Annotated in this window: 21 protein-coding genes; 10 read left to right on the forward strand and 11 right to left on the reverse strand. The window is 64.2% G+C overall.

Annotated elements, in window-relative coordinates; genetic code table 11:
- Positions 1-6 precede the first annotated feature (6 nt).
- The 3 genes from QX121_RS29025 to QX121_RS29035 form a co-directional block, all read right to left on the reverse strand.
- Positions 7-1,353: an HlyD family type I secretion periplasmic adaptor subunit gene (locus QX121_RS29025; protein ID WP_315813674.1), complete on the reverse strand. Its 1,347-nt coding sequence runs from the start codon at positions 1,351-1,353 to the stop codon at positions 7-9.
- Between the two features lie 112 nt (positions 1,354-1,465).
- The gene (locus QX121_RS29030; RefSeq protein ID WP_315772245.1) at positions 1,466-1,735 is read right to left on the reverse strand and encodes a DUF6719 family protein; all 270 of its coding nucleotides are present in this window, start codon (positions 1,733-1,735) and stop codon (positions 1,466-1,468) included.
- Positions 1,735-1,887, reverse strand: coding sequence for a hypothetical protein (locus QX121_RS29035; RefSeq protein WP_315712328.1), 153 nt, complete (start codon positions 1,885-1,887; stop codon positions 1,735-1,737). Before QX121_RS29035 ends, QX121_RS29030 begins: the two co-directional genes overlap by 1 nt.
- A 146-nt stretch (positions 1,888-2,033) precedes the next feature.
- Between QX121_RS29035 and QX121_RS29040 the strand changes: the two genes are divergently transcribed.
- The 3 genes from QX121_RS29040 to QX121_RS29050 all read left to right on the forward strand — a co-directional run bounded on the left by QX121_RS29040 (position 2,034) and on the right by QX121_RS29050 (position 4,622).
- Positions 2,034-3,314 (forward strand): ArgE/DapE family deacylase, encoded by a 1,281-nt coding sequence (locus tag QX121_RS29040; RefSeq protein WP_315813675.1) that lies wholly within the window; start codon positions 2,034-2,036, stop codon positions 3,312-3,314.
- A 126-nt stretch (positions 3,315-3,440) separates the two neighbouring features.
- Positions 3,441-3,839 (forward strand): PaaI family thioesterase, encoded by a 399-nt coding sequence (locus QX121_RS29045; RefSeq protein WP_315755696.1) that lies wholly within the window; start codon positions 3,441-3,443, stop codon positions 3,837-3,839.
- A 126-nt stretch (positions 3,840-3,965) separates the two neighbouring features.
- On the forward strand, positions 3,966-4,622 hold the full coding sequence (locus QX121_RS29050) for an N-acetyltransferase family protein (RefSeq protein ID WP_409998061.1): 657 nt from the start codon (positions 3,966-3,968) through the stop codon (positions 4,620-4,622).
- A gap of 95 nt (positions 4,623-4,717) precedes the next feature.
- Here QX121_RS29050 and QX121_RS29055 read toward each other — a convergent pair whose 3' ends face one another.
- The 3 genes from QX121_RS29055 to QX121_RS29065 form a co-directional block, all read right to left on the reverse strand.
- Complete coding sequence (locus tag QX121_RS29055) at positions 4,718-5,023, reverse strand: hypothetical protein (RefSeq protein WP_172109527.1); 306 nt, start codon at positions 5,021-5,023, stop codon at positions 4,718-4,720.
- 77 nt (positions 5,024-5,100) lie between these two features.
- Entirely contained in the window at positions 5,101-5,799 is a 699-nt protein-coding gene (locus QX121_RS29060) for a DUF2161 domain-containing phosphodiesterase (RefSeq protein ID WP_315741125.1), read from the reverse strand.
- A 95-nt stretch (positions 5,800-5,894) separates the two neighbouring features.
- On the reverse strand, positions 5,895-6,575 hold the full coding sequence (locus tag QX121_RS29065) for an SDR family oxidoreductase (protein WP_315755694.1): 681 nt from the start codon (positions 6,573-6,575) through the stop codon (positions 5,895-5,897).
- Between the two features lie 131 nt (positions 6,576-6,706).
- Here QX121_RS29065 and QX121_RS29070 point away from each other — a divergent pair, with 131 nt between their 5' ends.
- Entirely contained in the window at positions 6,707-7,405 is a 699-nt protein-coding gene (locus tag QX121_RS29070) for an SGNH/GDSL hydrolase family protein (RefSeq protein WP_315813676.1), read from the forward strand.
- Between the two features lie 94 nt (positions 7,406-7,499).
- Positions 7,500-7,715, forward strand: coding sequence for a hypothetical protein (locus QX121_RS29075; RefSeq protein ID WP_315780518.1), 216 nt, complete (start codon positions 7,500-7,502; stop codon positions 7,713-7,715).
- A 31-nt stretch (positions 7,716-7,746) separates the two neighbouring features.
- On the opposite strand, the gene QX121_RS29080 is transcribed toward QX121_RS29075, so the two are convergent.
- Together QX121_RS29080 and QX121_RS29085 are read right to left on the reverse strand one after the other, a co-directional pair.
- A complete protein-coding gene (locus QX121_RS29080) occupies positions 7,747-8,490 on the reverse strand; it encodes a tyrosine-protein phosphatase (protein WP_315774582.1) in 744 nt (247 codons plus the stop codon).
- A gap of 263 nt (positions 8,491-8,753) precedes the next feature.
- Entirely contained in the window at positions 8,754-8,948 is a 195-nt protein-coding gene (locus QX121_RS29085) for a DUF2735 domain-containing protein (RefSeq protein ID WP_315741128.1), read from the reverse strand.
- 544 nt (positions 8,949-9,492) lie between these two features.
- On the opposite strand from QX121_RS29085, the gene QX121_RS29090 reads away from it, so the two are divergent.
- The 3 genes from QX121_RS29090 to abc-f all read left to right on the forward strand — a co-directional run bounded on the left by QX121_RS29090 (position 9,493) and on the right by abc-f (position 12,898).
- Positions 9,493-10,527, forward strand: coding sequence for a glutamine synthetase beta-grasp domain-containing protein (locus QX121_RS29090; protein WP_315712320.1), 1,035 nt, complete (start codon positions 9,493-9,495; stop codon positions 10,525-10,527).
- Positions 10,528-10,714: 187 nt separating this feature from the next.
- Positions 10,715-11,173 carry a hypothetical protein gene (locus QX121_RS29095; RefSeq protein WP_315741163.1) on the forward strand — a complete coding sequence of 153 codons (459 nt, stop codon included), beginning with the start codon at positions 10,715-10,717 and terminating at the stop codon, positions 11,171-11,173.
- 102 nt (positions 11,174-11,275) lie between these two features.
- Positions 11,276-12,898 carry a ribosomal protection-like ABC-F family protein gene (abc-f, locus tag QX121_RS29100; RefSeq protein ID WP_315813677.1) on the forward strand — a complete coding sequence of 541 codons (1,623 nt, stop codon included), beginning with the start codon at positions 11,276-11,278 and terminating at the stop codon, positions 12,896-12,898.
- A 58-nt stretch (positions 12,899-12,956) separates the two neighbouring features.
- On the opposite strand, the gene QX121_RS29105 is transcribed toward abc-f, so the two are convergent.
- From QX121_RS29105 to QX121_RS29115, 3 genes are all read right to left on the reverse strand, one after another.
- Positions 12,957-13,952 (reverse strand): DUF3592 domain-containing protein, encoded by a 996-nt coding sequence (locus QX121_RS29105; RefSeq protein ID WP_315813678.1) that lies wholly within the window; start codon positions 13,950-13,952, stop codon positions 12,957-12,959.
- Between the two features lie 194 nt (positions 13,953-14,146).
- On the reverse strand, positions 14,147-14,392 hold the full coding sequence (locus QX121_RS29110; protein WP_315741131.1) for a hypothetical protein: 246 nt from the start codon (positions 14,390-14,392) through the stop codon (positions 14,147-14,149).
- 168 nt (positions 14,393-14,560) lie between these two features.
- On the reverse strand, positions 14,561-14,995 hold the full coding sequence (locus tag QX121_RS29115; protein ID WP_315780526.1) for a DUF1810 domain-containing protein: 435 nt from the start codon (positions 14,993-14,995) through the stop codon (positions 14,561-14,563).
- A gap of 226 nt (positions 14,996-15,221) precedes the next feature.
- Here QX121_RS29115 and QX121_RS29120 point away from each other — a divergent pair, with 226 nt between their 5' ends.
- Together QX121_RS29120 and QX121_RS29125 are read left to right on the forward strand one after the other, a co-directional pair.
- Positions 15,222-16,265 carry a DUF2778 domain-containing protein gene (locus QX121_RS29120; RefSeq protein WP_315741164.1) on the forward strand — a complete coding sequence of 348 codons (1,044 nt, stop codon included), beginning with the start codon at positions 15,222-15,224 and terminating at the stop codon, positions 16,263-16,265.
- A gap of 66 nt (positions 16,266-16,331) precedes the next feature.
- Positions 16,332-16,589: a hypothetical protein gene (locus QX121_RS29125; protein ID WP_315712312.1), complete on the forward strand. Its 258-nt coding sequence runs from the start codon at positions 16,332-16,334 to the stop codon at positions 16,587-16,589.
- Positions 16,590-16,983: the final 394 nt, after the last annotated feature.

The raw sequence follows: 16,983 nt of genomic DNA on the forward strand, positions 1-16,983 counted from the left end.
CTCGGCTCATTTCTCACGGAACGTCTTGGCGAGCGTGTTGAGCAGCGGCCCGACCAGATATTCGAGCACGGTGCGCTCTCCCGTGGAGATGATGACGTCGGCCTGCATGCCCGGCAGAATCTTCTCGGCGATCTCGGGCGGGATGGTCGAATAGTCGATCACGACCCGCGCCGAGTAGTAGCTCTGCTTGTTCGCCTCGTCCGACATCGCATCCGCCGAGACGCTCGAGACCTTGCCGAAGATCGTCGGCGTCGTGCGCGAGGAGAAATTGGAGAAGCGCACCTCGGCCCTCTGGCCGATGGCGACGCTCTCGATGTCGCGCGGCGAGACGTGCGCCATCACGTCGACGCCTTCGCCGACCGGGACGATCTCGGCGAGCGTATCGCCGGGCTTCACGACGGCGCCCACGGTGTGGACTTTCATGTTCATGACGATGCCGTCGCGCTCGGCGCGGATGTCGACCCGGCGCAGCACGTCCTCGGCGATGACGAGCTTCTCGCGCAGGTCCGACAGCTTGGCACGGGTGCCGTCGAGCTGCTGGCCGACTTCGGTCAGATATTTCTGCAGCGTCTGATCGATCTGCAGGCGCGATTGCGCCGCCGTCTGCGTCAGCCGCGCCACGTCGGCCTGCGCCTGGCCGAGATCGCCTTCGACGCGGGCGCGCTCGCGTTCCAGTTCGAGGAACTTGTTGCGCGGATAGTAGCCTGCGGCGACCGCCGGGCGCACATTGTTCATCTGCGTCTCGAAGCTTGCGAGCTGCGCGGAGAGCGCGGCGCGCTGGCGGTCGCGGCCGGCGAGCTCCTGCTGCTGCTGGGCGATCTGGGAATTGAGGATGTTGATCTGGCTGATCAGGCCATTGCGGCGCTCGATGAACAGCCGCTGCTGGTCGGCGATGGCAAGCGCCGCCTCCGGCACGTTCTGGCGGTTGAGCAGCGCGTCGGGAAACGTGATCATCCGCGCATTGCCGCGCTCGGCGAGCAGGCGCGCTTCCTCGGCGAGTGCGGCATCCATCTGCTTGCGCAGGAGATCCGTGTTGGCCTGTGCCTCGGTCGGCTGCAGCCGGAACAGCAGGTCGCCGCGATGCACGGCGTGAGTCTCCTTGGCCAGGATGTCCCGGATGATTCCGCCCTCACGGTGCTGGACGACCTTGTGATCGCCGGAGACGGACACGGTGCCCGGTGCGATCGCCGCGCGATCGAGGGGGGCGTAGGCGGCCCATACGCCGAAGCCGCCGAACACCAGCGCCACCGAGAGATAGCCGAGCAGGGCGTAGCGGCTGAAATCGGCCTTGACCGGCTGCGGCCGGTCGGCCGGTTCGAAGAAGCCGTGATCCTGCACCGCTGACATCGACATGCTGCGTCCCCGCTTGTCCACGGGCAGGAGCATCATCGATGCGCGGCTACGGGACTGTGCGGAAGGTCACGCGCCGGAGGTCGGCGGCGAGAGCCGCATCAAACGAGATCAGCTACTTCTTCTTCGGCCCGAAGCGCGGCACGCATTTCGTGGTGCGGACAATACCGGTTTCGGCCATCTTGGAGCCGGAGACCTCCTTCACCTGGCCAGCGGGGCAGGTGCCGTCATCGACCAGGACGCGCTGGCCAAGCCGGAGATCGGTGACGTCCTGCTCGCGCCCGACATATTGCGCCTGCGCGGGTGCGGCAACCAAAAGCAAGAGACCGAGGACGCCGAGAGGGCGGGCTGCGACATTCGCGAACGAGGAGATTTGAGAACGCATCACTTTCCTTCGATCTTCAGGCCGTTGGGCCCAATATTGATCTGGACACCCTCCGGCTGCTTCTTGGCCTGATAGAAATTGTAGCCGAGCACGATGATCGCCGCGCTGAGAATGCCGAGGAGGAAATAAAGGATATTGCGGTGATCCGACATGCCAAATTCCAAAGTATGTTGCGGTCATTTTCGTATGCGCGAATGTACGGGCGGCCTTGCGATTCTGAAAGCAGCGGCGAATCCGGTGCAACTCTGCATGAGATTGTGATTTGCTGCAGTCATCGGCAATTGGAACCTCGACAGGCATGATCACCCAGGACATTACGCAGCGCATCGTCGACGCCGTTGATGCCGACTTCGACCGGCAGCTTGCGACCACGAGCGACTTCGTCGCCATCCCCTCGACCCGCGGCGCCGAAGGGCCGTGCCAGGACATGTTCAGCGATCTCCTGCGCTCGCGCGGCTACGAGGTCGACGACTGGCACATCGATCTGGACGATCTCAAGGAGATGCGCGGCTACGGCCCGATCGAGCACGATTTCTCGAGAGCACGCAGCGTGGTCGGAACCTACCGGCCGGCGACGTCGGCCGGGCGGTCGCTGATCCTGCAGGGGCATTGCGACGTGGTGCCGGCCGGTCCGCTCGACATGTGGGAGACGCCGCCGTTCTCGCCGGTGATCCGCGACGGCCGGATGTATGGCCGCGGCGCCTGCGATATGAAGTCCGGCACCATCGGCGCGCTCTATGCGCTCGATGCCATCAAGGCTGCCGGCTTCAAGCCGACGGCGCGCATTCACATCCAATCCGTCATCGAGGAGGAGAGCACCGGCGTCGGCGCGCTGTCGACCCTGCAGCGCGGCTACCGCGCGGATGCCTGCTTCATCCCGGAGCCGACCAGCGGCAAGATGGTGCGTTCTCAGGTGGGCGTGATCTGGTTCCGCCTGAAGGTGCGCGGCTTCCCGGCGCATGTGTTCGAGGCCGGCGTCGGCGCCAATGCGATCCAGGCGAGCTATCATCTGATCCATGCGTTGGAGAAGCTCGAGGCAGACTGGAACAAGCGCGCCAAGAGCGACCGTCATTTCAAGACGCTCAATCATCCGATCAACTTCAATCCGGGCATCATCAAAGGCGGCGACTGGGCCTCGAGCGTGCCGGCCTGGTGCGACGTCGATTGCCGCATCGCCATCCTGCCGGGCTGGTCGGTCAAGGACTGCCAGAACGAGATCCTCGCCTGCGTCGCCGCGGCCTCACGTGATCATCGCTTTCTCTCCAACAATCCGCCGGTCGTCGAGTGGTCGGGCTTCCTGTCCGAAGGCTACGAATTGACCAATTCCGCCGAGCCGGAGGCGGCGTTCGGCAAGGCATTCACCGCCGTCTACGGCGGCGAGGTCCAGGATCTCGTCTTCACGGCGCTGACGGATACCCGCTTCTACGGGCTCAACTACAACATCCCCAGCCTCTGCTTCGGCGCGACCGGCGCCGCGATGCACGGCTTCAACGAATATGTCGAGCTCGACTCGTTGCGCCAGGCCACCAAGACCATGGCGCTGTTCATCGCGGAGTGGTGCGGGATCGAGAAGGCCTGAGCGGCGGCACGATCGGACCGAAGCAATGACCTTTCAGGTCATTGCTTCGGGTTCGAAGCCCGGCGCATCCAGATGCGGCGCTCGACTCGCGGAGACGGGGCGTCCGATCAAACGGGAAGGGAAGGCATGACGCCACTCGACAAGATCAATTCGCTGAAGATGCCGTTCGCGGACTTGAAGGGCGTCACCTTCACCGAGGCCAGCGCCGATCGCGTCGTGGCGCAGATGCAGGTGCGGCCGGATCTCTGCACCCTGCATCACACCATCCATGGCGGCGCCGTCATGGCGCTGGCGGATTCGGTCGGCGCGGCCGCGACCGTGATCAACCTGCCGCAGGATGCCAAGGGCACCACCACGATCGAGAGCAAGACCAACTTCATCGGCGGCGCCAAGGAGGGGACCGTGGTGACGGCAACCGCCACGCCCGTGCATCGCGGCCGCCGCACCCAGGTATGGCAGACCCGGGTGGAAACCGAGGACGGGCGTCTGGTCGCGATCGTGACCCAGACTCAGCTCGTGCTGTGATGATTCGTACACAAACGAATCGTTAACTCACGCGATCCTTGCATGGCCGCATGTTCTCTCCGTAGAGCATGGGGCTTGAAATGAATGTTGCGATGCACAATATAGCTCCTGTCTAGGGAAAGACGTCTGTGCGAGGGCTCTCGAGAGGAGTCTCAGGCAGTGTCACAGGTAGATACTTTTCGTCCCCGGCCGGGCTTCGGCTATGTGCGGACGCTCAGCCAGCACGAGGAACTGCCGTTGCTGCGCGATCATCTGTTGCGGCTCGATGCGGAAAGCCGGCACGATCGATTCAACGGCTTCCTCGATGACAGTTTCATCGAACGCTACGCGGCCCGCTGTGCGGCCGACGGCACGATCGTCGTCGCCTACATGGAAAACGGCCTGGTGCGCGGCGCCGCCGAGTTGCATCCGCCGGAGCAGTCCGAGGACGGGCTTCCGGAGATTGCGTTCAGCGTGGAGGCTTGCGTGCGTCGCCGTGGGGTCGGCAGCCTGCTATTCCAGCGCGTGATCTCGGAGGCGCGGTGGAAGGGCTATCGCAAGCTTCGCGTGACGACCGGATCGCAGAACCATGCGATGCGGGCGCTGGCAGCCAAGTTCGGTGCGCATCTGGCGTTCCGTCACGGCGAATCGACCGGCACGATCGATCTGACCGAGCAGCCCCAGGATGAGCTGGCGAAGCTCGTGATCGAAGCACCGATCGCGGCAGCGCGGGCGTTCTTCACCCTCAATCGCGCCTGCTGGAAGCTCGTGACCCGGATGTACGGCGACAAGCGCGCCGCCTGAGCCGAGCCGTTGCTGCGACGACAAAGGCGCGACAGCGATCACCGCTGCCGCGCCTTTTCGTTTGATTGCATTGGCCGATGCGCCCCGGAGGGCGTTCAGGTGCCGGTGCGCTTGTCGAAATTGAAGCGGCGCACGGTGCGGCGCTCGACCACGACGGCGCGCTGCTGCGTGCCCTGGTCGGCCGTGATGACGCGCGTGTTGGTGCGCGCGGCAACGCGGACTGCCTTCTTGACCTCGGGGAGCACCTGCTCGAGCGGCAGACCCATCAGCGCCGACGCGATCTCGGCCTGGGCCTGGACGTCGTCGGTGATCCCTGACGCAGCGAAGATCGCCTCCTCCAGAGTCGGGGGATCACGCCTGACGCGACGCGGACCGTACTTGGTGTTCCAATCTTCGCTCATGGGGGCCTCGTGAATCGTCCCGGATACCTAGAAGCAGGATTGTTGCATTGCAATATATATTCCGCGAGGCAGCCCAGCTATGCGTTCACCATGTCGCGATCGGGCAACGCTGCCTGCGTCATGTGGATATCCTGGGGCCAGCGGCGCAAGGCCGCGAGCCCGGCTTTCGTGAGGACATAGACGCCGCGCTCGGCGCGGTCGAACCAGCCATAGACGTTACGCTGCAAGATCTTCGGCGCATCCGGAATGTCCGCGCGGAGGTCGCGGACGCGTCTCGGCCCGTCCGACAGCGCCGAAGCGCAGGCCAGCGCCTGCTGCCGATAGGCCGTCATGATGGGTGCGCGGGTCGAGCCGCCCGCGACGGGGTCGCCCTTGCGCCGCTGATGCTCGATCACAAGACGCGAACGCTTCTTGGGATTCTTGCGCGGCGCGGTGGTGGGCGGCTGCACCAGCACTTCGATGTCTCCGGCTGAGGTCACGGTCAGCATGCCGAAGCCGAGCCGGCGGCACAGATTGCGATAGCGCGCGTCGCTCTCGCGGCCCTTGCCGCGTGCCGACAGCTTCGCCGCGATCCAGACCTCGTCGCAGGCACCGGCCCGGTCGACCGCCTGCAGCAGCAGTTCCAAGTTGAAGACCTGCTTCAGCTCGCAGACGACCACCACCGGCGGGTCGTCGCCCTTGAGCGCCACCACGTCACAGCCGCCGACTTCCCCTTTGACCGAGAAGCCGAGGTTTTCGAGGAAGCGTTTAACGGGAAGGTAGAGCGCGGTTTCCAAGGGGCCGTCCGATGTGTGCGACTCAGAGCGCGCGCGAGTCTAGCCCGCCGAGTCCCGTGATGTCAGCGCCAAGTCGGGGTGACCGGCTGGCTTCGCTACACCCGGCCGATAACCGGTATCAGTGCGCCGGTCACACCGCTCGCGGCGTCGCTGGCTAGAAACAGAATGACCTCTGCGAGTTCCTGCGGCGTCACCCATTTGTCGAAATCGGCCTTGGGCATGCTGGCGCGGTTGGCCGGCGTATCGATCGTCGACGGCAGGACGGCGTTGACGGTGATCTTGCCCTTCCATTCGGCCGCGAGCGCTTCCGTCAGGCGATGCACTCCCGACTTGGAGGCCGCATAGGGGCCCATGCCGGCACTGGCCTGGAGCGCGCCCATGGCCCCGATGTTGACGATGCGGCCCGTGCTGGAGCGGACGAGATGCGGTATAGCCGCGCGCGATGCGTGCAGCGCGGTCATCAGGTTTCGCGCATGCATCGTCTCCCAGACGGAATCGTCGCCATCGGCGGTCGTCTCGAACGCGAACGCGCCGGCGATGTTGATCAGCGCATCCAGAGTGCCGAAGTGGGCGGCGACGGAGTCGATCGCGACCTTTGCCTGCTCGGGGTCGGAGAGATCGACGCCTCCGAGCTCGATGCGGTCGTCACTCGCCGGGATTTCGGCCTGGGCATGGTCGATCCCGGCCACATGTGCGCCCCGTGCGAGCGCGAGATCGGCCACGCTGCGCCCGAGCGCCCCTTGCGCACCCGTTATGACAATCACTGCTCCGTTCATTCCGTCCCTGGTCTCCGTTGACGCGCCCCACAGCGCCGCTTGCTATACTATGATCCTGCCGATGAGTTGCAATGGCCGGGCGGCCGGGGCATGGAATTGCAATCAGAAGGCGTGGTTCGTCAGAGGTGACCATGACCGCGACAGGCTCTCTCGAATTTCCTAACGTCCCCACCAGTTTTTCTCGTCCGATCAGACGTTTCAGACAGAGTCTGGATGCGCAGCGCAAGACCCGGATCGTGGCGCTGGGCTCATCTTCCACCGTGGGCACCAACGGAATTATCGCTTTCCCGGCCCGGATCGAGCAGTCGCTGCGCAAGGCCAATTTCGGCTGCATGATCGACGTCCTCAATCGAGGTGTGGGCGGACAGGAATCCCCGGACCAGCTCTCGCGCTTCGAATGCGACGTGATTGCGGAGCAGCCCTCGCTCGTCATCTGGCAGGTCGGCACCAACGCCGCCTACAGACCCGAGGTCTACAGTCCCGATGACGTCGAGGCAGCGCTGCGCGTCGGCGTTCGATGGCTGGCGGCGCTGGCCATCGACGTCATCGTGATCGACCTGCAATACACGGCTGCGATCGTGACGGTGCCGAACAGGCTGGCGCGTGCCGAGGACATTCAGCGACGGATCGAGAAGGTCACGTCTGCGGCCAACGTCAACCTCTTCGGGCGCTGGAATTTGATGAAGAGCTGGTATGAGGCCGGCCAGATTCCGTTGTCGGCGCTCGACGACGGGCACGGTGACCGCTTGCATGTGAGCGAAGCCGCCACCGCGAAGATCAGCGACGTTTTGGCCAGCGCCATCCTGACGGCGCCGGTTGCGCTGGCCTGATCGATAAAATTTGCCGGACTTTCGTAAGTGGATTGCCAGCGCAGCCCGCTAGCCTGTCGCTATGCCGCTTGAGGGGCGTTGGAGCTTTGACATGATGAGACATCTGCCGGACCATGGTTTACCGCTGGTGCAACTGAAGGAGCAGCGGCGGGATCTGGTGGTCGCCCTGCAGAACCGGGCAGGTCCGGTGACCGGTTGGGAATTGATGCAGATCGCGGCGGTTCAGCAGGCGATTTCCGCATTCGAGGAGGTGATTGCCGATCTCGACGCGATGGAAGCCGCCGAGACAGCCGATATCGAAGCGGCCTGATCGGGCTCAAGCGTATTCGCGCCACACCGGCTCACGGCGTGAGATAGCGCTCCTGTAACGTCTTCCGTGCTGCGTCGTCGATGCCGAGACCGTCGCGCAGGTAGGTGTCGACGTCGCCGAAATCATCACGCATGGCGTCGAACGCAGCTGCGAGGAACGACGCCTGGACCATCCCGATCGTCTGGACGACATCAGCGGGAAGATCTGGGTGAGCCGCGGTCTCGCGACGATAGAGCTGGTTCGTGAGCAGGTAGTCTTCCAGGATGACGTCATCCGCAACGTCGAGCGCGTGTAGGACCAGCGCGCAGGCCACACCGGTGCGGTCCTTGCCGGCCGTGCAATGGATCACCAACGGGACGTCCTCATTGAGAACATGCTGGAACAGCGCGCGGAAGCGCGGCGTGTAGTTGCGGATGTAGTTGCGGTAGGACTCGCGCATCAGCTCCAAGGCATGGTCGGTCGTGAGCTGTCCTCGTGTCGCCAGGGCCCGCAGCGCCGGCACGACGCTCGGCTCGATCGGCACGGAGTGCACGGTGATCTCGGCGATCGTGCAGAGGCCGGCCGCGCGCTCGTTGCGACCGCGGAAATCGAACGCTGCGCGAATGCCGAGCTCCCGCAGGACCGCGACGTCGGGCTCGGTCAGCTGTCCGAGATGGTTCGACCGAAACAGCCGCCGCCATCGCACGTGCCGGCCATCCCTGCTGGGATATCCGCCGAGATCTCTGAAGTTGCTGGCGCCGTGAAGGCCGAGATGGCGAAGTGGATAGGCGGACATCGTCTTGTTCTAGGGGACGCGGGCTTCGATGTGAAACGCCGTTTCATCGACGGACGCGACGCCGCAGGCACAGCCCTTCGACAGGACAGGGAAGACCATGAAACGGGTCACGACGGCGGCTTGTTTGACCCGGCAGGTCGAGTCCGCCGGCGACCGTCAGCAGCGGCGAGAGACATGCAGACGGCAGCGCAAGAAAAAGGGCCGGAACCTTGTCGGTCCGACCCTTCAGCAAAGGCGTGATGGCGTCACGGTACGGTCTGACATCAGCGATCCCACGCCGGCTTGGCTTCCTGGATCGCCTCGTCATGATACCAGCTGCCGCTATAGATCGTCGGCTGGATCGACGGCGCGATCAGCGGCGCGGGCGATGATCCGGATTGGCGGGGCGCAAGACCCGCTCGCCCTCCGCGCGGAAATTGGTAGATCCTGGCGGATCCCTCGTCCACATTTGTGTCCATTCCTCAGTCTCCTTCCAGCGGGCCACACATCAGGTTGCGCCCGACTCGTTCTCTTGTGGTGACCAGTCTCGATATCAGTGCTGCCCGGAGGGAATGCAACATGATCAAAACGAAATCACATGTTGCGCGTTTTGCAGGCATTTTTTCTTGTGCTCCCTCCGCAGCAACGCGCCGCTGACCAACACTTGGGCTGGACCAAAGGTTGCGAAGTGGAGCTCAAGTCTTTTCGAAAATGTCCGGGAGGTGCTGACGGCTTGTTCGGCCTCTCTTGCGCATCGCCGCAAATGCTAAGGAATCAAGCGGGTTTTCGACAGGCTCTTTTCTCCGCCATGCGCTCCGTGCAATCCCGGTCGCGCTGCTTTGCCGCACCCCTGACGTGCAAAATCCGCCGCTGGCTCCGCCCCGATTGGTCTCCGTCCATGCGACGGGACGTCGCGGGATTTGGCACGTTCCATGCTTAAGAGTGCGCTGGCCGATCGTGGCCGGGTAAGCGGGGAGCCTTCGATTGCTGGGCTCCCACCTTTCGATAAGACAGAGAGGCTCAATGACGAAATACAAGCTCGAGTACATCTGGCTCGACGGCTACAAGCCGGTGCCGAATTTGCGCGGCAAGACACAGATCAAGGAATTTTCCTCTTTTCCGACCCTGGAACAGCTGCCTCTTTGGGGCTTCGACGGCTCGTCGACGATGCAGGCCGAAGGCCATAGCTCCGACTGCGTGTTGAAGCCGGTTGCCGTGTATCCCGACGCCGCCCGCACCAACGGTGTGCTGGTGATGTGCGAAGTGATGATGCCGGACGGCAAGACCCCGCATCCGTCGAACGCCCGCGCCACCATCCTGGACGATCCAGACGCGTGGTTCGGCTTTGAGCAGGAGTACTTCTTCTATAAGGACGGCCGTCCGCTCGGCTTCCCGGAATACGGCTATCCGGCCCCGCAGGGCCCGTACTACACCGGCGTCGGCTTCAAGAACGTCGGCGACGTCGCCCGCAAGATCGTCGAAGAGCATCTCGACCTCTGCCTCGCGGCCGGCATCAACCACGAAGGCATCAACGCCGAGGTGGCGAAGGGCCAGTGGGAATTCCAGGTGTTCGGCAAGGGCTCGCGCACGGCTGCTGACCAGATGTGGATGGCCCGCTACCTGATGCTGCGCCTGACCGAAAAGTACGGCATCGACATCGAGTTCCACTGCAAGCCGCTCGGCGACACCGACTGGAACGGTTCGGGCATGCACTGCAACTTCTCGACCAAGTACATGCGCGAAGTCGGCGGCAAGGAGTATTTCGAGAAGCTGATGGACGCCTTCAAGGAAGCTCGTGCCGACCACATCGCGGTGTACGGTCCGGACAACCACATGCGCCTGACCGGCAAGCACGAGACCGCCTCGATCGACACCTTCAGCTGGGGTGTGGCCGACCGCGGCGCCTCGATTCGCGTGCCGCATTCCTTCGTGAACAACGCCTACAAGGGCTATCTGGAAGACCGCCGTCCGAACTCCCAGGGCGACCCCTACCAGATCGCGTCTCAGGTCCTGAAGACGATCGCGATGGTTCCGACCGGCGCGAAAGCCGCAGCCTAAGACGCCGAACACAACACCCCGGGGCCGGGGGCTGATATGATGATCCGCCGAGGCAGCCGCTTCGGCGGATCATTCGTCTGGCGGGCTCGAACGATCGGAGGCGGCCTTGGCCTTGATCAATCGCAAGTCCGGTTTCGATCGCAGCGGTATGTCTTCCGTAGCGGTTTGTTTGGAAGCGGGGCATGGAATGAGCTATCGCAAGTGGGTTTCAGGCGTTCTGGTCGCCTGTTCGGCCATCTCCCTGGCTGCAGCGCAGTCGCAGTCAAATGCAGAACAATATCTGCCGCGGCTCGGCGACATCATGAATCTGATTCAGGTCAGACACGCGAAGCTCTGGTTCGCGGGACAGTCCAAGAATTGGGATCTCGCGTCCTATGAGCTTGCCCAGTTGAGGCAGAGCCTGACTGACGCTGCGGTCTTCTATTCAGGCCTGCCGGTGGACAACGTCACCACGCTCGGCCAGCCGATTCAGTCGATCTCGGACGCCATAGCCGCCAAGGATGGCAAGCGCTTCGCTTCCGCCGTGACCGAATTGACGTCGGGATGCAACGCATGCCACGCGTCGATGGATCGGGGCTACGTCGCGATCCGCATTCCGACCGACAAGCCGTTCGGCAACCAGGATTTTCGGCCTCCAGGCCGCTGACCGGCTCCGCTCGAGGCGTGAGTTGCGCTGCAAAATTGCGCCTTCCACCGGCGGCGCGCATCGACTAAGAGCGGCGGCAACCTGTCCACCGCCTGAGCCCTCATGATCCGCCTCGATAACGTCTCCAAGCAAGTCGGCCACCAGATTCTCTTCATCGAAGCCTCCGCCGCCCTTCAGAAGGGGGAGAAGATCGGACTGGTCGGCCCGAATGGGGCCGGCAAGACGACGCTGTTCAGGATGATTTCGGGGCGCGAGCAGCCCGACGAGGGGCAGGTCTCGATCGATCGCGGCGTCTCGATCGGCTATTTCAACCAGGATGTCGGCGAGATGTTCGGTCGCAGCGCCGTGGCGGAGGTCATGGACGGCGTCGGGCCGGTGTCGTCGGTGGCGGCCGAGCTCAAGGAGCTCGAGGCCGGCATGGCCGATCCGGACCGTGCCGACGAGATGGACGACATCATCGCGCGCTATGGCGAGGTCTTGGCGCGGTTCGAGGAGCTCGACGGCTACGCGCTCGACAGCCGCGCCCGCGAGGCGCTGGCTGGCCTCGGCTTCTCCGAGGAGATGATGGACAAGGATGTCGGCCTGTTGTCCGGCGGCTGGAAGATGCGCGTCGCGCTGGCACGCATCCTGTTGATGCGCCCCGACGTCATGCTGCTCGACGAACCGTCCAACCATCTCGATCTCGAGAGCCTGATCTGGCTGGAGCATTTCCTCAAGGGCTACGAGGGCGCGCTGCTGATGACCTCGCACGACCGCGAGTTCATCAACCGCATCATCAACAAGGTGATCGAGATCGACGCCGGCCAGCTCACGACCTATTCCGGCGACTACGACTTCTATGAGCAGCAGCGGGCGCTGAACGAGAAGCAGCAGCAGGCGCAATATGAGCGCCAGCAGGCGATGCTCGCCAAGGAGATCAAGTTCATCGAGCGCTTCAAGGCGCGGGCCTCGCACGCGGCGCAGGTGCAGAGCAGGGTCAAGAAGCTCGACAAGATCGAGCGGGTCGAGCCGCCGAAGCGGCGCCAGACCGTGGCGTTCGACTTTCTGCCCGCGCCGCGCTCGGGCGAGGACGTGGTGGCGCTGAAGAACGTGTCCAAGAGCTATGGCAGCCGCCGCATCTACGACGGGCTGGACTTCATGATCCGGCGCCGCGAGCGCTGGTGCGTGATGGGCGTCAACGGCGCCGGCAAGTCGACTTTGCTGAAGCTGGTTGCCGGCACCGCCGAGCCCGATGACGGCTCGGTGGCGATCGGGGGCAGCGTCAAGATGGGCTACTTCGCCCAGCATGCGATGGACCTGCTGGACGGCGACGAGACCGTGTTCGAGTCGCTCGAGCATTCGTTTCCGCAAGCTGGTCAAGGCTCGCTGCGGGCGCTGGCCGGCTGCTTCGGCTTCTCTGGCGACGATGTCGAAAAGAGATGTCGGGTGCTGTCGGGGGGCGAGAAGGCGCGGCTCGTGATGGCGAAGATGCTCTACGATCCGCCGAACTTCCTGGTGCTGGACGAGCCGACCAACCATCTGGACATGGCGACCAAGGAGATGCTGATCGCGGCCCTGTCGAGCTTCGAGGGCACCATGCTGTTCGTCTCGCACGACCGCCATTTCCTCGCCGCGCTCTCCAACCGCGTGCTCGAGCTGACCCCTGACGGTCTCCATCAGTATGGCGGCGGCTATACCGAGTATGTCGCCCGCAGCGGCCACGAAGCGCCGGGCCTGCGCAGCTGACGACGCGGCCATACTCGTCGCTCGTGCTCTGCTTGCGCTTTGTTCGCATCATCCCCGGCTAGCTCATCTGGACGTGGGTGAAGACGAACAGGAACAGCGCGCCGATCGCGATCAGGAAGATGCCGACCCAGAGCGGCGCCGCGACGCCGCTCTTGTTTGTGGGATCGAGCACGGCCGTCTCGGGTTGTATCGGATCGTAGTAGACGGTGACGTCGGTGTTGACCGGATATTGGGCGGCGACGGCTTCAGCGCTCGACCTGTCGGAATGCTGCGCGGTCCAGCCCCAGTTCCAATGCGTGCTGTGGAAAGAGCGACCATCCACCGTGTAGCTGTATTCGATCGTGACCCGGAAACGCTCCTCTTCCGTTTCTCGTCCGCGATCGTCCTCACGTCGTGTGATCTCCATCGTTACGCCGGAGCGCGTGATGCGCCCCGGCGCAGTCGGCCAGGAGCGGCTCGCCAGGCGCTCCTGCCGCAGCTTCCAGTAGGAGGCGAGTGCGACGGCTCCGAAGCCGAACAGGGCGAACGGCATCAGGAAGGCGAACAACGGCACGCCAGCCTCGGTCGTGAGCACCTTGCCGGCGAGCGAATGCGCCACCAACACGGCGGTCACGGCCGACAGCACGACGAACAGCACCACAAGTGCCGCCGTGCCGCTGGCATTGGTGGGCTCGAGCACCGATTGCGAGGGGCGTTTCGGATCGTAAAAAACGCGAACCTTCGCGCCTTGCGGATATTTGCCGGCGAGCTCGTCGGCTTGCAGGCGCGTGACGCGGCTCGGGCTGCCGAAACGGATGCGGCGACCTTCGTAGCTCTTGCCCAACACCTCGTAACGGTAGCGGATGTCAGGCTTGGCATCGGTGTCATCTGCGGACCGATGCGTCGCCGCGACAGACACCGCCGAGGCCACGATCTCCCCCTCGACGACCGGCCAGTCGCGGCCGCCGCTGGTCTTCTTGCGCTGAAGCCAGAGTCCGTAGCCGGAATTGAGGGCGAGAAAGCCGAAGATGCCGGCGGCGACACGGGTCCAGAGCAGGGCGGATGCGGTGAGCATGATGATCTCGCATGGGCCCGCCAGGGCGGGCGACATGCAGTGGTGTCCTGCGGGTTCCCCTCGGTTCAACAGTGTGCCGGTCCTACGACGCGGGGAGGCGAGCACCTCGATGTCGAACGGCTTGGACCCCGCCGGCATGGCTTTGCCCCGCCAAGCATCATGGCGGGGCGCCAGTGTCGTCAGCCGCCAGCGCGTCAGCCGCCGGCCTCGCACTTCTTCATGAAGCTGGTCTTGGCCGCGCCGGAGAGCTTCTTGCCGTCGGAGCCGACCGCCTTGGTTTCGCAGGTCTCGGCCATGCACTTCTTCATGAACGAGGTCTTGGCGGCGCCGGCCAGCACTTTGCCGTCCTTGCCCACGGCCTTGGTCTCACAGCTATCTTGGGCGAAGGCAGATCCGGCGGCGAAGGTCGCGAGCGCGGCAATCAGGAAAAACTTCTTCATGAGTGTGTCTCCTTGGGACAAACAACGCGGCGGATGGGAGCCGCAAATCTTGGCGCGATCAAGTTTCCTGTTCGGGCTTGTCACCCGAAATCCGGCCGCACGGCAGAGCTGGTTCATTGCCGTGTCGGCCGTATGAGGCCGAGATGCGCGTCTGCGGTAACCGTGTGCTCATGCGGTGCGGTGCTGCAGAAACGCGAGCGTCGCCGGGTCCCGCGCACCGTCGCAATAGCGATCGAGCGCCCGAGCGAAGATCCCGTTCGGGCTGATCGAATCGAACAGCGTCATGCAGGAGCGGAATTTGGCATCGTCCGGAACACCCAAAATGTCGCGCAGCGACTTGCCCTGCACCGCGAGCACCAGACGGGTACATTCGAGCAGTCGCGGGCCGAGCAGGGGATGCGTCAGATAGGCCTCGGCCTCGGCACGGGAGCGGATCGCGTAGCGCTGGGCCATGGCGGAGTGGCCGAGCCCTTCGACCTGCGGAAACACGAACCACATCCAGTGGCTTTGCTTGGCGCCGGCCGCAAGTTCGGCGGTCACACGCGAATAAATCGAATTCTGTGCGTCGATAAATCGGCCGAGAGCATCACAATCCGCCTTCATTGGCTGCTCCAAATATTTGAATGATCGAGGTAATTTCTTGTTCTGGGAAGACATGGCGGCGCCAGGGCGGCCCGATCCCCCCTGGGGCGCCGTGGCACTCCGGGCTGGCGTTTGTCTAGATTATGCCGCACTCTTGCCATCCTATGTCATGACGGGTCGAATCGTACCCCTTGGGGTCGGGCACCTTTCCCGGGTGGTCCGAAAAAGGGGGTATATCGGGGACGTGATGGCTTCCAGTGAAGCAAGCGTAGACGTTCTGTTGTCGCAAGGCCGCTTCGGGCGCTCCGAAGCGATCGCATTCGTGCTTGCAGCACTTGCGATCGCGGCGGGCGCGGCTGCATGGGTCGGCGCCAACAGCGAGGAGACGTCGCTTGCGACCGCGGCGCTGCCGGCCGCCGGCGCGCCGTCCATCACCTTCGAGACACGTTTCGCGCCGGCCTCCGCCTCGGCCACGGCCTATTCGGAAAAAGACGCGATTCGCGCGCTCGACCGTTTCGCCCTTCGCGGCGCGATCGACCGCCAACTGCTCGATGCCCGGGCCGCGCTGGTCAAGGGCATGGAAGCGCGCGATTCGGGCGGGCGCGACCCCAGCAACAGCGATTGGCGGCCGATGCTGACGGAGGGCAATACCGTCACGATGCCTGCACCGGGCGTGCCGCTGCCGCGACCGCGCCCGTCCGTCGCCAACCTGCCGACCAGCCTGGTTTCGGCCAGTGCGCCTGAAGCGGTCGGACGCGTCGACGATCGCTCCATCCTGCAGAAGCTGTCCGACCTGTTGCCGAGCCCGACCAAGTTCGCCTCGCTCGGTCCGGATAGCGGCATCGTGCGCTCCGGGATCGATCTCGGCGCGCTCGGCTATGACAAGACCGCCGTGTACGACATCAAGGCCAGGATGGTGTATCTGCCGTCCGGCATCGGGCTCGAGGCCCATTCCGGCATGGGCAGCCTGCGCGACGACCCAGAGCACGTCAATCAGCGCATGGTTGGCGCGACCCCACCCGCCACCTATGACCTGAAGCCGCGCGAAAAACCGTTTCACGGCGTGCGCGCCCTGCGCATGAACGTGGTGGAAGGATCGACCCTGGGCCGGAGCGGATTGCTGACCCACCCCTATATGCTGGGTCCGGAGGGTGATTCGAACGGCTGCGTCTCGATCAAGAATTACGATCGCTTCCTGAAGGCGTATGATGACGGCGAGTTCAACCGACTCGTTGTCGTCGTCGGGCTCGAGGCTGGCACCCCGACGCGGACCGCGCAAAAGACCGAGTGACGTTTTGTTGCTGGGCCTCGGCGCGACCTCGGCGGTGACGCCCGTCGCATCTTCCGGAAGGTCCCCATGATTGATCCCGCAAACTCGGAAACGCGTCTGCGTACCACCTTCAACATCAAGGTGAACGGCAAGCCAGTCGTGATTTCGACGGTCGGGCAGGCCCATCAGTTCCTCACCAGCCTCAATGCCGTCGAGTGGATGGAGTTCAAGTCGCTGCACGACCAGGCCATGGCCGCGCTGCAGGCCGCGGCCGACAACGCGATCATGACGGTGCAGGCCACCAACGCCGTGCGCACGCTGTTCGTGAGCGCGAAGCTGTTGTGATGCAGACGATGACGCGTTTGAGACAACGACCTCGCGCGGCCTTCCGGGCCGAGAATTCCTGCTCGGCGTCATCGCCCGGCTCGGCCGGGCGATCCAGTATTCCGGGACGGCAGTGATCGACCCAAAGGCCGCGGCGTACTGGATGCCCCGCCTGCGCGGGGCATGACGGCCGTGAGATGGGCCATGACCTCGCTCCACCGTCATGCCGGGGCGCGCGGAGCGCGAGCCCGGCATCCATAATCCAGAGCGGGCATGTGAGGCATGCTGGTCACTCCATCTCGTTTCATAAGTTCTGCTGCGGCATATGGATCCGGACTCGCGCTCCGCGCGCCCCGGAGTGACGACGTGTGTGTTGAGGCGCCTCGCGAACAAGCGCCTCCCGCCATCCGCCATC

The sequence above is a fragment of the Bradyrhizobium sp. SZCCHNR2028 genome (assembly GCF_032380995.1).
In the GTDB taxonomy this organism is placed as follows: Bacteria; Pseudomonadota; Alphaproteobacteria; order Rhizobiales; family Xanthobacteraceae; genus Bradyrhizobium.

Excerpts from the sequence above, each read along its gene's own strand:
- QX121_RS29105 (WP_315813678.1), bottom strand. The coding sequence starts at position 13,952 with ATGCTCACCGCATCCGCCCTGCTCTGGACCCGTGTCGCCGCCGGCATC.
- QX121_RS29080 (WP_315774582.1), bottom strand. The coding sequence starts at position 8,490 with ATGTCCGCCTATCCACTTCGCCATCTCGGCCTTCACGGCGCCAGCAAC.
- abc-f (WP_315813677.1), top strand. The coding sequence starts at position 11,276 with ATGATCCGCCTCGATAACGTCTCCAAGCAAGTCGGCCACCAGATTCTC.
- QX121_RS29125 (WP_315712312.1), top strand. The coding sequence starts at position 16,332 with ATGATTGATCCCGCAAACTCGGAAACGCGTCTGCGTACCACCTTCAAC.
- QX121_RS29095 (WP_315741163.1), top strand. The coding sequence starts at position 10,715 with ATGAGCTATCGCAAGTGGGTTTCAGGCGTTCTGGTCGCCTGTTCGGCC.
- QX121_RS29030 (WP_315772245.1), bottom strand. The coding sequence starts at position 1,735 with ATGCGTTCTCAAATCTCCTCGTTCGCGAATGTCGCAGCCCGCCCTCTC.
- QX121_RS29040 (WP_315813675.1), top strand. The coding sequence starts at position 2,034 with ATGATCACCCAGGACATTACGCAGCGCATCGTCGACGCCGTTGATGCC.
- QX121_RS29115 (WP_315780526.1), bottom strand. The coding sequence starts at position 14,995 with ATGAAGGCGGATTGTGATGCTCTCGGCCGATTTATCGACGCACAGAAT.
- QX121_RS29055 (WP_172109527.1), bottom strand. The coding sequence starts at position 5,023 with ATGAGCGAAGATTGGAACACCAAGTACGGTCCGCGTCGCGTCAGGCGT.
- QX121_RS29110 (WP_315741131.1), bottom strand. The coding sequence starts at position 14,392 with ATGAAGAAGTTTTTCCTGATTGCCGCGCTCGCGACCTTCGCCGCCGGA.
- QX121_RS29035 (WP_315712328.1), bottom strand. The coding sequence starts at position 1,887 with ATGTCGGATCACCGCAATATCCTTTATTTCCTCCTCGGCATTCTCAGC.
- QX121_RS29045 (WP_315755696.1), top strand. The coding sequence starts at position 3,441 with ATGACGCCACTCGACAAGATCAATTCGCTGAAGATGCCGTTCGCGGAC.
- QX121_RS29075 (WP_315780518.1), top strand. The coding sequence starts at position 7,500 with ATGAGACATCTGCCGGACCATGGTTTACCGCTGGTGCAACTGAAGGAG.
- QX121_RS29070 (WP_315813676.1), top strand. The coding sequence starts at position 6,707 with ATGACCGCGACAGGCTCTCTCGAATTTCCTAACGTCCCCACCAGTTTT.
- QX121_RS29085 (WP_315741128.1), bottom strand. The coding sequence starts at position 8,948 with ATGGACACAAATGTGGACGAGGGATCCGCCAGGATCTACCAATTTCCG.
- QX121_RS29025 (WP_315813674.1), bottom strand. The coding sequence starts at position 1,353 with ATGTCGATGTCAGCGGTGCAGGATCACGGCTTCTTCGAACCGGCCGAC.
- QX121_RS29065 (WP_315755694.1), bottom strand. The coding sequence starts at position 6,575 with ATGAACGGAGCAGTGATTGTCATAACGGGTGCGCAAGGGGCGCTCGGG.
- QX121_RS29090 (WP_315712320.1), top strand. The coding sequence starts at position 9,493 with ATGACGAAATACAAGCTCGAGTACATCTGGCTCGACGGCTACAAGCCG.
- QX121_RS29120 (WP_315741164.1), top strand. The coding sequence starts at position 15,222 with ATGGCTTCCAGTGAAGCAAGCGTAGACGTTCTGTTGTCGCAAGGCCGC.